Source organism: Pelosinus sp. IPA-1 (assembly GCF_030269905.1).
GTDB lineage: Bacteria > Bacillota > Negativicutes > DSM-13327 > DSM-13327 > Pelosinus.
This window is the reverse complement of record NZ_BSVC01000007.1, coordinates 91,632-105,865: the sequence shown is the minus strand read 5'-3', so window position 1 is coordinate 105,865 and position 14,234 is coordinate 91,632. Positions and strand designations below refer to the sequence as shown.

Sequence of the window (14,234 nt, the reverse complement as noted above, 5' to 3'; positions counted from 1 at the left end):
GGAGGGAAAAATGAGCAACTTAATTGAACTACAAAATATTAGTAAAAGTTATGGCGAGGATATCATTTTCTCAAACTTATCTCTCTCTGTAAAAAAAGGTACAGCGTTAGCCATTGTTGGCGATTCGGGTGGTGGAAAAACTACCCTTTTATCAGTAATGGGATTGCTGCAAAATACTACGTCAGGTAGGAGACTCGTTGATAATATTGATGTGGGTTCTTTAACTAAACAAGAACAAGCCAAAATGCGAGGTAAATATTTTGGTTTTGTTTTTCAAAGGGCCCGTTTGATCAACTCCCTCACAACTCTTGAAAATGTAATGATACCTGCCTGGCTAACCCAAAAAGATAGCAATTTAAAAAACAGAGCACTGGAATTATTAACCCACTTTAACATGGAACATCGTTTACATCACAAACCTGAGCAACTTAGTCTAGGGCAATTGCGTCGCATTTCCCTTGCCAGAGCCTTATTATTGAATCCCCCCATCTTATTGGCTGATGAACCAACCAACGACTTAGACCCAGCCTTGGCCAAAAGTGTTGCCGATTGTTTGTTACAAGCACGCAATACTGGAACCAGTGTCGTAATCATTACCCATGACCCTGCTTTGGCAGCCCAGGCTGATGAAGTCTTCAGTCTACAGAACGGACAACTAAACCGAGTTCAACACTAAGAGTACATACTTATAAGAAAAGACTTGGCTTGTGCCAAGTCCTCGGACGCGGGCAGAAGCCTTAGTCGTTCTTACTTGGAATCAAGAAAGTGTTATACTTTCTGATTCCGCAAAAAGCAAAGGTTAAAGAGCGATAATTAACGCTTTTCAACCTTTGCTTTTTTTCTGAATAACAGTTGCTCCATCTTAATCAACGTAGAATAAATTCAATTTCACTATATACTTACCCAGGATACTATTGTAATCGTCGCGCTGATTAATAAACTCTGAAAAAATAAAATTACTACCTCCTCAATATTAGGTCTCATAATAACACCTTATTTGTCAATTGATTCACTGTGTAAGATAAACCATTCTCTACAGTATCACAGTACTCTACACTGTAAATTCCTTTTGCCCCTAATTGTAGTTTTGCATGATACCCAATACGCATTGTTAAAACAGCATCGCAATCTTGTACAGATAGAATTGTACCCTCTCTTTTTGATTCGTCATTATCACACTCTTCCATACCCTGACAATATTGTTCTACTGCTCGTTTTTCTAATACCTGAAAGTCATGACCATCACCTTGATAAATAATAAATTCAGCAGCATGGCCAAAATGCTGATCAACAAGTTTGCCATACTTAGATGTGACAGCAATTTTATATTGTTTTTCCTCTACCTTGGGTGTCCTTATCTTTGGTGTTTGTCGGTTGCATATACGAAATTCTTGTGAACGATCTTCCCCCAAAAGTCCAATAGCATCCGCTCGGCATTGCTTACAATGCCTCATTTGCTGAATATCGAGTTGGCAAGTATTCCTAAGATCATTAATATCTTTCATACTGGTTTGAGGGAATTCTTCAAAAGCACTACCTGGAGCAGGAATCAACGGCATAATATTGGTAATAAAGGCACCAAGTTCTTTTACTTTCTTCACTACCTCAGGTATATGATGGTCGTTGATACCTTTTATCATCACAATATTAACCTTGACTAGTACTCCACGTTGGGCTAGGTATTCGATACCTGCCAATTGATTTCTCGAAAGTAACTCTGCTGCCGCAGATCCCTCATAAATTTTCCCTTTATAAGAAACAAATTTATAAATTTTTGCTCCGATTTCAGCATCTAGTGCATTGACGGTCACTGTCACATGATGAACCCCTAGGGCAATAATTTCACTTGCATATTCTGACAACATCAGCCCGTTCGTTGATAAACAGAATGTGACATCTGCGTTAGTTTCTTTTATTTTTTCAATTGTCGCCTTAGTATATTCCCAATTTGCCAAAGCATCACCTGGGCCAGCAATACCAACTACAGTTAGCTGGTCAATCTCTCTTTTTACCCAAACAAATTTTTCTTTGGCCAAATCTGGTGTTAAAACCTCGCTAGTTACGCCAGGCCTACTTTCGTTGACACAATCAAATTTCCGATTACAATAATTGCACTGTATATTACAATTAGGCGCTACTGGCAAATGGATGCGCGCATATTTATTGTGTGCATCAGCGGAATAACAAGGATGTTTTTTTGTTTTCTCTAAGATCTGATCACTTATCAAATTAGGGGAAGGGTTAGTCATTTTTCATCTCTCCTTCTGTACTAACAGTACTCCTAGGTAAGAACCTAATGTCATCTTATGAAATGAAGGCTACAGAAATAGTTACTTTTCTGCAGCCTTCAACTAATATGATCAGCTTATGGTTCTTTATTATATTCCTTCTGCTTTACTGCGTACCTCGCCTGTTTCCATAGCCAATAACTGATCAGCCCATTTAGCAGCCCAATCTCTTAGCTCGCTAATTTCTAAGGGTGACGGAACTTTTGATTCTGTAGTTTCTATCACTTTTTTCGCAAGACTTTGATATACTTTAGCCTGTTCTGAATTAGGTGCCGCTTCTATCGTTGTTTTGCCTTGTAGCTCAGATTGGGTTACAGTAACTGAACGAGGAACATATTCCACAACACGGGTCTTAGTTCTAGCAACAAAATCATCGATGATATCTTTTGCATAAGAAGCATTGATGGAATTAGCAATTAAACCACCTAGCAACGCACCACCTGAATTAGAGTATTTCTGAATTCCTTTAAATAAATTATTAGCAGCATACATCGCCATAAAGTCTGCCGATGATACTGTAAATACATGTTCAGCAATGCCTTCACGTATAGGAACAGCAAAGCCACCGCATACTACATCTCCCAAAACATCATAAATAATTACATCTAAATCTAATTCTTCATACACTTTTAATTGTTTTAATAATTGTACTGCAGTAATAATCCCCCTGCCAGCGCAGCCAACTCCGGGAGCTGGCCCACCAGCTTCTACACAATACACTCCATTAAATCCTTGAAAAATTACATCTTGGGCATTTACCTTATTTTTTTCTCTTAACGTATCAAGCACTGTCGGAATATAAGTACCATCTCGCAAAGTATTTGTAGAATCAGCTTTAGGATCACAACCAAACTGCATAACTTTATAGCCCATCGTAGATAGTGCTGCACTAATATTAGAGGTAGTGGTTGATTTACCAATTCCCCCTTTTCCATAAATAGCAATTTGTTTAATTCTTTTACTCACAATGATTCCTCCTCATTTTTTAAAACAAAAAAGGTCAGAAAAACAATCCCGAGGGAAAGTTTTTCTGACCTTTGGCTTATTCCAATCAGTCATACCACTATATAATCTTTTATATATTATACTTAAAATTGACTAAAGATGCAAGTACCTTATTGCTTTTCGTTTTTGCTCAGTCCTCTGGCACATATATATCAATAAATTAGTTCTTTATGAATGCAGCAACTTTTGGATCTTTCCTTAATTCCGCAAGGTCATCTTCAGTAGGTAGTTGTACCTTGTCACGCTCCACATTAACCAAACATAAAAATCCCAAGGGGAATTCCCCATTTGCTTGAAACTGATGCCATGTCTTGGGCGGTATCGTAATTACATCATTTTCTCCAATAGAGTAAATGTTCTCTCCTAAAAGAACCTGGCCAGCACCGCGCAGGATCATAACCAAGTGAACATGTTCATGTCGTTCTAATGATGAGTAACCGCCGGGCTGTACCTCAAAGTAACGAAGTTGGCAAGTTAGATCCCCCAGCCCATCAAATAAAACCTGACGACTAATATTTTTAAAATTTGTACCAGTTTCTTTATAGGCCAAAGGGGACACATTTTCCCACTTGTAATCCCCAGAATATTTCACAATCATTATGCTTTTCCCCTTTCTTGTGTTGTCGTCATGGCCCGCGGCAATTGGTTAGCCAGCCAATTACCTATTATCTGCTGCAATTCTTGCTGCTGCCCAGCGGCAACGTGATCAAAATCAGTTATGGCCAGTTCTTTCTGCCCCCTATAGGCAGCATGTATAAGTTGAGTCCCCACCAAAGGTACTACATTATCCGCCGTGCCGTGAATAAATAACATTGGCTGCTTTGTATCTACTAAGTTGTCAGTGGGACTGTACGTATTCGTAACCAAATCCTCTACAAACTGAGGATTTAACGTAAAGGCACGTCCATAAAAATTCTTTATACTCTCGCCCCGTAAAGCCTGCTGCCACAAATCTTGCCCTAAGATAATATCTCGGAAGTTTTCTACTACCTGTGTTACCGGTGCAAAAACAATACGTGCAGTAATCCTTCTATCATCAGCCGGATGGGTTAATACAACCAGTCCGCCAAGGCTGTGTCCGTATAATAAAATCGGGGATTGTTTAAAGTCAGACTGCTCATGAACCCACGTTACTATACTTTCTAGATCCTGCCGCCAACCAACTACACTAGTATCCTTTGCAAAGTCGCCTTCACTATCGCCCGATCCAGCATAATCAAAACGTACAACGCCATAACCAAGCTGTTCTATAAAGTCAGCTAAATTTTTTGTTAACTGATTTGCACCGATTTTATCGCCAGTAAATCCATGGCAAAATACAAAGACTGGGGTTCCTTCCGTAAAACCAGCTGGCGTGTGAACCATGACGGATAAACGCTTATTTCTACTACTCACCCATGTATGCTCTTTCATACCTATCACCTACTTCTACTAAAATAAGGATATTTAAACCACAAAGACACAAAGATTTTTTACAAAGGTTTTAATTATATATTTTTTTGCGTTCCCCTTTGTGCGACGCATAGCGGCATTGTGTCTTTGTGGTTCGCAAAACTCTTATCGTCAATAATCTATTCCTATCCAACTATACTTTTTCTACTAAATCCAAAAAGTATCGGCAGTTTTTCACTAAATCCGGCCCTTGCTTAAAGAGCCCACCACCCATTAGAAAGGCGACATCCTTACCATATACATCTAATAGTTCTGGAATACGTTCTATTGTCATGCCGCCCCCCGGACTAGGAAAAATCGATTTTAAGTGTCCCATAACTTCTTCCGTACCGCGAACAATAGCGCGACATTCGTCAATGCTAAAGGAAAAACGCCCGCCAAAGTTCGGATAAATCACGGCATCCGCCCCGGCCAAACGGCTGATTTGCCCATAAAGAGCATAATGAGAAAAGCCAAAGCCATGTGCAGCACTTGTTATATAACTGCCTTGAAACGCAGGATGGCTAATGATAGGCAAAGCCAAACTATCTTCATCTGACAGCCAGCGCATCGTATCAAGCCCTATCAATGCAGGTGAGGCCAATAACCCGCCGACTCCAGCCTGCTTGGCAAATTGGGATCTGGATAAGATTTCATTAGCAGGAGCAGTTATATTTGGCACGTAGATACTGTTGCGCCCCGTTTCACGATTGGCCCTATGAACAGCTTCGCTACACAAGGTAACACGTTCTTCGAAAGGCGCAAAGGTTTGATTACTAAGGCCGTGATCGTCTTTAATAATATCAATGCCGCCTAATGCACATCGGTAAACGATATCAGCCAGTTGCACGGAGTTGAGCCCCATAGGTTTAATAGCGGCAAACAGCAGTGGACGGTCGAAAACCCCAAGCACCTGACGCAGCCCTTCACGTCCAAAGCGCGGCCCCTTAAATACATTAAGCAGACTATCTGGTAAAATCAATTGATCCACCAGAATACCTGGTTTAATGCTGATATTGCCAAATACTACATTTAGCAATTGTGTTAGTTCATTTGCAGCTAGTTCAATCGCATAATTTATAACTACCCGGTGACCTTGGTTGCTCTTAAGCGGCGCAAAGGATTCAATGCGTCCCACTACTTCATTTTTTATAAAACCTGGCGCCAAAAGTTCATAGGGATATTCAATTGTCTGTTCGACGCAAATATCTTGGGCCTTAGCGTATGCTTCTTTATCATTCCCTGTTACATGATAAATTACCGAAAAACGTTCTCCAGAAGTCATAGGTTAGACACTCCTTACTTCATTGTAATCCTTTTATCAGGTGGGACTTTAATTCTTACTAAATCACCATCGTAGGTGAACGGCCTAGAAAAAGCAAAAAGGCTAAGAATATTCTCATCGAATGTTCTTAGCCTTTAGTTTTCTAATCAGCTATTATCTATATTTTTCTGAAAAGCAATAATTAAAATTTATGCTAACATTTTATGCTTAGCATGTCAATATCTAGCCCTAGATTTATCAAGAAATAAAGCCCATCATCATCAGATCATTGATATTTATATCTCTAAGATTCACGCTTTAACCATCCATGATAATGAAATACTACCTATTTATAATAGCGTGACGATGGGGCGTGATGACTAAAGCTGGCTGGGTAATATCGCCATCAGGCATTCCCTTAGTTCTATTAACTTTCCCATGCTTTTCACGTAAAGTGTCGAGTGGGCCATAGTCTAATACCCGCATTGGACATGCCGAAACACAAACTGGTGGCTTACCTTCTGCCAATAAGTCACGGCAAAAATCACATTTATCTATTTTTTTAGTTTTAGAATTATACTGGAGTGCATTATAAGGGCAGCTTCTAGTGCATTTTAGGCAACCTATGCACAATTCTTGGTCAATATAAACAATACCATCCTCTAGCCGCTTTTGGATTGCTCCAACTGGGCAGCTGATAGCACAAACTGGATTGATACAGTGATTGCAACTGATAGACAGCCAAAAGGCATAAACCTCAGGAATAACTGCAAAACCCTTTTCTTGATAACCCCCACCAACAATTTCCGATACTTTACGAAAAAGTTGTCCTACCTCTAAATCATTCTTATCTTTACAAGCAATTTGGCAGGTCATACAACCAGTACAATGTTTTTGTTCAAAATAGAATGCGAGTTGCTTGCCCATGTATTATACCTCTCCTGCTTCATGCTTTTTAATTTGTACTAAATTAGTGTGCTGGGCATTACCAAAGGCTAATGGCGTTGGATGGTACTTTGTCAAAGAATTTATACAACCGCGCTCATCAACCCCTTGCTCATTTGGTGCCCACCAAGCGCCTTGCGGTATAGATACTACCCCCGGCATGATGCGTGGTGTAACTTTTGCAGTTAGCACAATTGTACCACGATCATTGAAAACTTTTACTTTATCGCCATTATTTAGACCACGTTTCGCTGCATCCTTAGTATTTATCGACACTTGTTGTACTTCCGTTTCTTCCATCCAATCTGAATTATCCAGCGTAGAATGTACACGGCGTTTAGAGTGAGGTCCGATACATTGCAGCGGATACTTTTCCCGCAGAGGATCTTCTGGTCCCTCCCATGCTGTAACGTATTTCGGTACTGCTGGAATTTCTCGCGGCTGGTTCATCTCCCATAAACGGGTTGAAAAAATTTCAATTTTTCCAGATGGTGTCGGAAAGGGATTATTTTTCGGGTCTTCGATCTGTTTCTTAAAAGCAATCGCTGATTCTGGATGTTGCCAATGGTAAACACCTTTTTCCTTAAATTCTTCATAGGTCGGAAAACCAGGATTTTTCTTGGCAGTTTCTTCAACTAAATAACGCATCCACTGTTCCAGAGTCTTACCTTCAGTAAATTTCTCCTTAAGCCCTAAGCGTTCTGCTAAATCAGTGATCCAGTCATACCCATTACGACATTCAAAAACAGTGTCAACGGCTTTGCTTGTATAGAGAGCATAATCGCCGAATACCCATGGTGTAGTAATATCATCACGCTCTAGCATATTATCTGCTGGCAAAAGAATATCGGCAAACTTAGCACTCGATGTAAGAAATTGATCATTAACAACAATCAGTTCAACTAAATTTTCATCTGCTAATAATTTAGCCGTACCATTCGTATCAGCATGCTGATTAATTAAACAATTTCCTGCTAAGTTAAAAATGAGTTTAATGTTTGAAGATAATTGTTTGACACCTTTGACGCTTAGATCGGCCCCCATGCCTTTACCTCGTTGAATAGCATCAGGCCAACTAAATACAGAAATTTGCGCTTTACAAGGATTAGAGGCTGGAATAGAGGCTACAAAGTTAGCTCTGGCTTGCCTACCATTACCTGATGCCCAGCCACCTTTGACACCAACATTTCCGGTTAGAGCCGCCAATACGGTACCACTACGCACTACCTGCTCGCCATAAGCATGACGCTGAGGACCACAACCTTGAATCAACGCACCAGGACGATTCGTTGCATATTCTCGCGCAAGTTGAATAATCGTCTCTACTGGTATACCTGTAATCCGTTCCGCCCAAGTAGGAGTTTTGGGTGTATTGTCTTCACTTTCACCTAGAATATAACTTTTATAGGACTGACCTGCTGGAATTCCTGGTGGCATATGTTCTTCGTCAAAACCTAGACAGTAAGTATCAATAAAATTTTTGTCATGGATATTTTCTGTAATCATTACATAAGCCATTGCATCTAGAAGTGCACTGTCCGTCGTTGGGCGGATCGGTATCCATTGATCCGCAAGGGCGGCGGCGGTATTCGAATAGATGGGGTCAATACTGACAATTTTTGCTCCAGCTGCTTTGGCTAATTTAAGGTAATAGGCTGTATTGGTTCCCCACACTACATCTGCCGGATTCCAGCCAAGCAAAATAATTAGCTTGGAATTAACCCAATCTTCTCTGCTATTGCCCGTCTGAGTTGTACCAAAGGTAAAAGGAGTAGCCATTGACGAACATGCCGAGCTATAGCTCCCATAATAGGACAGGAATCCTCCATCTAAACCCATTAAGCGTTCCATCCAGGTACATTCAGCTACCTTGCCCACATTACCTGTACCATAATTCAAATAAATGGCTTCGGGACCATATTGCTGACGAATGCGTTTCGTATGACTCGCAATACTATCTAGTGCTTCGTCCCAGGAAATACGTTCGAATTTCCCTTCACCTCGTTTACCCACTCGTTTCATGGGATATTTCAATCGATCGGGATGATAAAGTCGTTCTCGATACCCGCGGCATCGCATACATCCCCGCAATTGGGGCATTTTTTCTGTATCTGGATGTTCATTATCCGTAGTTATGCGCACGACTTTCCCATCCCGAACATGGGCTTTATTCAAGCATCTTCCACCGCAATTATGCGTACCTGAGATAGGCACAATCTTTATATCGGACTCCGTCTTTTTCATCACTGTTGAACTAGGCTTCTTATCTAATGGTATTTGAGGCTTGGGCATTTATCATTTTTCCTTTCAAAAGCACTATGGAATATATCAAAATTCTGTCACATTTTTTCATCTAGATAAGATTCGAGCATTAGACCACATCCTCCTGCAAAAATGTAAAGCTATCCTGTTCTAACCACCAATTCGTATAAGGAAGTTTTACATGCAACGCCAGATTCTTCGCTAAATTGCGGTTAGTTAATACATCAATAAGTCTGTGACCGAAATCAACTAATCCTTGGTATCCGTAGGCACTAAATTCATCAGCAATCATAATGGAAGGTATCCCTAATTTTGTTGCCCATACTGTTGTGCCACCATGACGACCGATATACAAATCGGGTTTAAGTCGATTTAATAAATTAATAACCTCAAAATTCTGTTGGTCGGCCACACTGACAGGGATGTCGGTTTCAGCACTCAATAAAAATTGTGAAGCCTCAGGACTAACGCCGTTGTCATGCTGTGGATCAAAATGCCAAGTAGATCCCCAAATCACTTCGACACCGAGTTCTTGCAGCGTCCTAATATAATTATGACCAAAACTTGGTCCCATACCAACAACTGCTTTATACCCCTTTAACTTTCCTCTTACCTCAGCCAAATCAACAGCAACTTTTTCTTTTTCTTCACTGATATAGGCTTCCACTTCAACTTCCTTACCTGTCGCTACTCCGAGCCCTCGCAGCCAACTATCCATACCAGCAATACCATGAGGCTGCAAGGTTTGAATATAAGGAACACCGTATTGCTCTTCAAGGGCATTCCCTAAGTAGCTACCTAAGGTTCCGCAAATACTAATTGTTGCAGCAGACTCCGAGATTTTCGACAACTGTTCGATGGTGCTAAAGGGCACAATAAATACTGGTTCCAATCCAAAACGAGCCAGAGTCGTAGTGATCTCTTTGCGCGCACTACCAGTAAAGTTAATCATATTTACTTTGTTATTTTTTTGCTTTGGTGGTTTGACAATTGCAGTCACGATCGCATGCAAGGCAGCGTCAAAGCCAGAAGCCCACACCTTAGAGCGAAAACCTTCGCAAAAAACAGGAGCAAGAGGCACTGGTATTTCCTCCTGCAGTTCATCCAATACACTCTTCACATCTTCACCAATGATGCCCGATACACAAGAAGTCGTCACAAAAATTGCTTTGGGATTAAATCGTCTGTAAGCTTCTCTCACAGCAACCTTCAGTTTGTCCACAGCACCAAACACCGTATCTTCCTCAACCATATTGGTATTAATAATATTGACATTGGTGTGTTTCCAATCCCTAATCTTTTCTCCCCATTTTCGATTCGTATTCGCAGCAATGGTATCTGCCGCACAACCTACTGGTCCATGGATAACAATTGCCGCATCTAAAATTGCAGAAAGATAAAATTGAGCGCAACCAGAGCTACAAGCACTGGCTTGACTAAAACATCGCTCTTTATTTTTCAAGGAGCCACATGATCCTTGTGCTACTAAATCACGTATGGTGCCTTGATATCCAGTAATCGATCCTAGTCTATTTTCTCTTGTCGGTGCTTCAGAACTCTGTAAATTTATCGCCATGGTTAAAAATCCTCCCTTCATTAATCCAATTGATAAAATACATTTCATGAAATATTTCTATTGAAAATCTTCCAACACGATTGAATAAATATCTTCAACCAACCGTAATGCACCGTCATATCCTACATAAGAGCGGTTTAGTACCAACCGATCACTTACTGGCATGGATACTGACAATTGGTAACCATTAATTTCTTCTGCCAAAACCTTCTCCCATGCGCTACCAATGAGTAATGGCCTGCCACGAAGCTTGATTTTGCGAATATCTTCATGTACTGCCCCGCCGTCATTATCAAATACAATATTCGCTGTGATACCATCTGCAAAGTTTTTAAACTCGGCTTCGATATCAGCTTGGTATACTTCTGTTACTCCATCAGTTATATATTGTGTTTCAGGTAGTAATCCCAAATCGTTGATTAAAAATTTGGAGATTCCCAGAGAATAGAAACTATCGGCAATCGTGATAAAACGCCTTGGTAACAATCTTGTTTCAAGAAGTACGTCTGCTGAACGTTCTATGTAATAATAATAGTCAGCTTCATACTTACTAATGACCTTCTCAATTTTTTCTTCATCGACACCTGCATATTTACCCACATTTCGAAGAAATTTATTGGTCTCCGTAGGTCCAATGGGTAAAACGGGATAATGTAAATAAGGTGTTCCAAATTTTCCTTCTAAATGCTTAACATTTTTTAGACCGACCCAAGGAGAGATTAATAGATTAAACTGGGCCTTAGGAACTTTCGCCAGAGCATCAAGACCATGACCTGGTCCAAAAATAACATTAGGTTTGAGTCCTAGCTCAGCAATCAGAGATCCTAATTCTTTAAGATTACCTACCCAAAAGGGATCATGAAAGGGTACAACTGACCAAATATTCACAAGACCTGGTTCCACTGTTTCACCAGGCTGTAAATACTGATCGATGATGGCATCAAGCACCAATTCATGCCCGAATAAATTGGTCCCTTTAAACCCACCTGTTTCAACAAAGACCACAGCCTTCCCCTGCTCCTGAAAACGATGAGCCACTTCGCCAACATCATCACCTACAATATCTGAAGTGCAACCAGTCAAAATAACAAAAAGATCAGCATCGATCACCTCTAGAGAATTTTTAACGATATTTCGAAGTCGCTCGTCACCACCAAATATGACTTCTTTTTCTCCGATATTAGTGCAAGGCACTGAATGTCCCCCCACATAACCAGAACCTTGGCATCCATTTTGAAAACCTAAAGCTCCCCACAACTTTTGCCCGCAGCCTGGCCCTGCATGAAGTATGGGGACTGCCCGATCAATTGCTAGCACCGATTGTAATGCTCCTAGAGAGCATACATGTCTAACTTGTTCAACATATTGTGACATTAGACCACCTCTTCCTCTCAAACTTCTTATATATATGAACTAGATATCCTTAAAGGCAATCTTCAGAAATGGGATATAGGGTTGAGCAGCGTTACTTAGTAAACAAGCAATCCCTATATCCCATTTTTGACAGTGCGTTATATGTGGTTGACTACACTGACCAATAGATCATTTGATCGATCTGCCAATAATCTGGAATTCACTCAAAGGCATGGGTTATAATGTCGGAAGCCTTTATTTTTCCTTTAGGAATTACATTTGAGTTTTCCAAGTCTTGTATCCATGGTTCAATTTCGGATTCATTTATTTTAGTATCGGAAGCGTAATAATGTACAGCATTAACTGGTACTTTAATCCAGTCTTCCGTCATTTTTCGGGACTCTTCCGGATTATCATTAGCCCATTTTTGAGCTTTGGTAATGGCTCGCGCAAATTTTTTGATTGTATCAGGATGTTTATCTATAAATTCATCGGTGAAGAAATAAAATCCTAAACCACCTGCTACGCCAACACCAGCATCTAAGCTATCTGCAATTTTGACAGCACCCGACTCTTCCATGCCTTTATAATATGGTGGATGTACACCTGCTACCGTTATAAGGCCTTGCTTTAATGCTTGAATTGCTTGAATATCAGGCATGGAAACCCACTCAATTTTATTTCTAGGAAATCCTTGATGATCTGCAATATTATTTCCGAGGAAATCTGCGCATATATTATTCGTGATCGTAGAAAATTTAAGTTGACCAGATAGTTTGTTCAAATCGGCAAAGGAATGAACATCTGGTGTAACTGCAGGATTTACATACCAAAACATATGACGTAGTCTTGGATTTTGATCTGGTGTTGGATCAATACCATTTTTCACCACACCCTTAATTTTTGCTCCTCCAGCAATGGCTACAGTGAGAGTATTCGGGTGAGCACTACCCACATCATTATTGCCATTAAGAACAGATGGGAGTTGTTGAGCAGGCTGCGTATCCCCCGTATAAACAACCTTAAGTCCTTCTTCTGCAAAAAATCCCTTCTGATCTGCAACAATCCAAGGCGTGGAAGCGCAATCAGTCTTCGACCAGGTTTTTATAGGGTATAACCCATCATCCTTTGTACCACTGCTAGCGGGTTTATTACCAAGCTGGGCACCATAGACTACTGATCCCACTACGACAAGGGCAACGATTCCTAATAAAATTTTCTTCACAATCTTCTTGTCAGCCATAATATACACTCTCCTTTTTTAATATTCAGCAGGATTTTCTTTCCAGCTTATGAATTTGCGTTCGAGTATAACAAACAGATAATTCATGAACAATCCTAAGGCAGATATGGTAATTGTAGCCGCAAACAAAATTGGAATTTGATAGTTAGTTTGTGCATTCCATATCAACCAACCTAGACCACTACTTGCACCAATCATTTCAGCGGCGATGAGCATAAAAAACGCTACACTTGAACTGGTTTTAAGACCATGAAAGATGTTCGGCGAAGCAGCTGGCAATATAACTTTGAAAAATAATGTTCTTCCTCCTACCCCCATGGAACGCGCCGACTTAATTAACAACTCATCGACATTTTTAATTCCTGTGATGGTGTTTAGCAAAATTGGCCACAAGCATACCCAAAAAATCATGGATATCTTAGATACCTCACCAATACCAAACAAGAGAATAAAGATCGGGAAAAGAGAAAATGGATTTACTTCCCCAAGTAGCCGTAGCACTGGAGTGAGAATACGTTCAAAAAGTTTAAACCATCCTCCTAGAAAAAAACCTAAAGGAATGGCAATCACAGCTGCACACACAAAACCAAAAACAGCCCTCCCTAAACTGACTCCAATATGTTTTATTAAAATACCACTTACTAGCAGCTCCCAAAGAGTACTTACGATAATTGTCGGTGGTGAAATAAAGGTTTGAGGGACCCAGCCCACTCTAGGCGCTATTTCCCAAATTCCAATAAAAATAATAATTGATAGACTATCATAAACGATTGCAGTTATTTTTTTTAGTAGCGTTCCTACTTTATCTTGCTCACTATGCTTTCCCGACCTTTTCTCTACTACTTTTTGCAATGCTGTTTCCATTTT

12 protein-coding genes are annotated in these 14,234 nt (G+C 40.2%); 1 reads left to right on the top strand and 11 read right to left on the bottom strand.

Annotated features, from left to right (window positions below):
* The first annotated feature begins 10 nt into the window (after nucleotides 1-10).
* Nucleotides 11-676, top strand: coding sequence for an ABC transporter ATP-binding protein (locus QSJ81_RS17570; protein ID WP_285718648.1), 666 nt, complete (start codon nucleotides 11-13; stop codon nucleotides 674-676).
* Between the two features lie 304 nt (nucleotides 677-980).
* Here QSJ81_RS17570 and nifB read toward each other — a convergent pair whose 3' ends face one another.
* The 11 genes from nifB to QSJ81_RS17515 form a co-directional block, all read right to left on the bottom strand.
* Entirely contained in the window at nucleotides 981-2,249 is a 1,269-nt protein-coding gene (gene nifB / locus QSJ81_RS17565; RefSeq protein WP_285718647.1) for a nitrogenase cofactor biosynthesis protein NifB, read from the bottom strand.
* Nucleotides 2,250-2,378: 129 nt separating this feature from the next.
* Nucleotides 2,379-3,254, bottom strand: coding sequence for a nitrogenase iron protein (gene nifH / locus QSJ81_RS17560; RefSeq protein ID WP_285718646.1), 876 nt, complete (start codon nucleotides 3,252-3,254; stop codon nucleotides 2,379-2,381).
* A gap of 199 nt (nucleotides 3,255-3,453) precedes the next feature.
* Nucleotides 3,454-3,891: a cupin domain-containing protein gene (locus tag QSJ81_RS17555; protein WP_285718645.1), complete on the bottom strand. Its 438-nt coding sequence runs from the start codon at nucleotides 3,889-3,891 to the stop codon at nucleotides 3,454-3,456.
* Entirely contained in the window at nucleotides 3,891-4,706 is an 816-nt protein-coding gene (locus QSJ81_RS17550; RefSeq protein ID WP_285718644.1) for an alpha/beta hydrolase, read from the bottom strand. Before QSJ81_RS17550 ends, QSJ81_RS17555 begins: the two co-directional genes overlap by 1 nt.
* A 172-nt stretch (nucleotides 4,707-4,878) precedes the next feature.
* Nucleotides 4,879-6,009 (bottom strand): RuBisCO large subunit C-terminal-like domain-containing protein, encoded by a 1,131-nt coding sequence (locus QSJ81_RS17545; RefSeq protein ID WP_285718643.1) that lies wholly within the window; start codon nucleotides 6,007-6,009, stop codon nucleotides 4,879-4,881.
* A 321-nt stretch (nucleotides 6,010-6,330) separates the two neighbouring features.
* Nucleotides 6,331-6,915: a DMSO/selenate family reductase complex B subunit gene (locus QSJ81_RS17540; protein ID WP_285718642.1), complete on the bottom strand. Its 585-nt coding sequence runs from the start codon at nucleotides 6,913-6,915 to the stop codon at nucleotides 6,331-6,333.
* 3 nt (nucleotides 6,916-6,918) lie between these two features.
* On the bottom strand, nucleotides 6,919-9,177 hold the full coding sequence (locus QSJ81_RS17535) for a DMSO/selenate family reductase complex A subunit (protein ID WP_285718879.1): 2,259 nt from the start codon (nucleotides 9,175-9,177) through the stop codon (nucleotides 6,919-6,921).
* 127 nt (nucleotides 9,178-9,304) lie between these two features.
* Nucleotides 9,305-10,771 carry a nitrogenase component 1 gene (locus tag QSJ81_RS17530; RefSeq protein ID WP_285718641.1) on the bottom strand — a complete coding sequence of 489 codons (1,467 nt, stop codon included), beginning with the start codon at nucleotides 10,769-10,771 and terminating at the stop codon, nucleotides 9,305-9,307.
* A 57-nt stretch (nucleotides 10,772-10,828) separates the two neighbouring features.
* A complete protein-coding gene (locus QSJ81_RS17525; RefSeq protein ID WP_285718640.1) occupies nucleotides 10,829-12,145 on the bottom strand; it encodes a nitrogenase component 1 in 1,317 nt (438 codons plus the stop codon).
* A 199-nt stretch (nucleotides 12,146-12,344) separates the two neighbouring features.
* Nucleotides 12,345-13,367, bottom strand: coding sequence for an ABC transporter substrate-binding protein (locus QSJ81_RS17520; RefSeq protein ID WP_038671802.1), 1,023 nt, complete (start codon nucleotides 13,365-13,367; stop codon nucleotides 12,345-12,347).
* Between the two features lie 18 nt (nucleotides 13,368-13,385).
* Complete coding sequence (locus tag QSJ81_RS17515) at nucleotides 13,386-14,231, bottom strand: ABC transporter permease (RefSeq protein WP_285718639.1); 846 nt, start codon at nucleotides 14,229-14,231, stop codon at nucleotides 13,386-13,388.
* Nucleotides 14,232-14,234 lie beyond the last annotated feature (3 nt).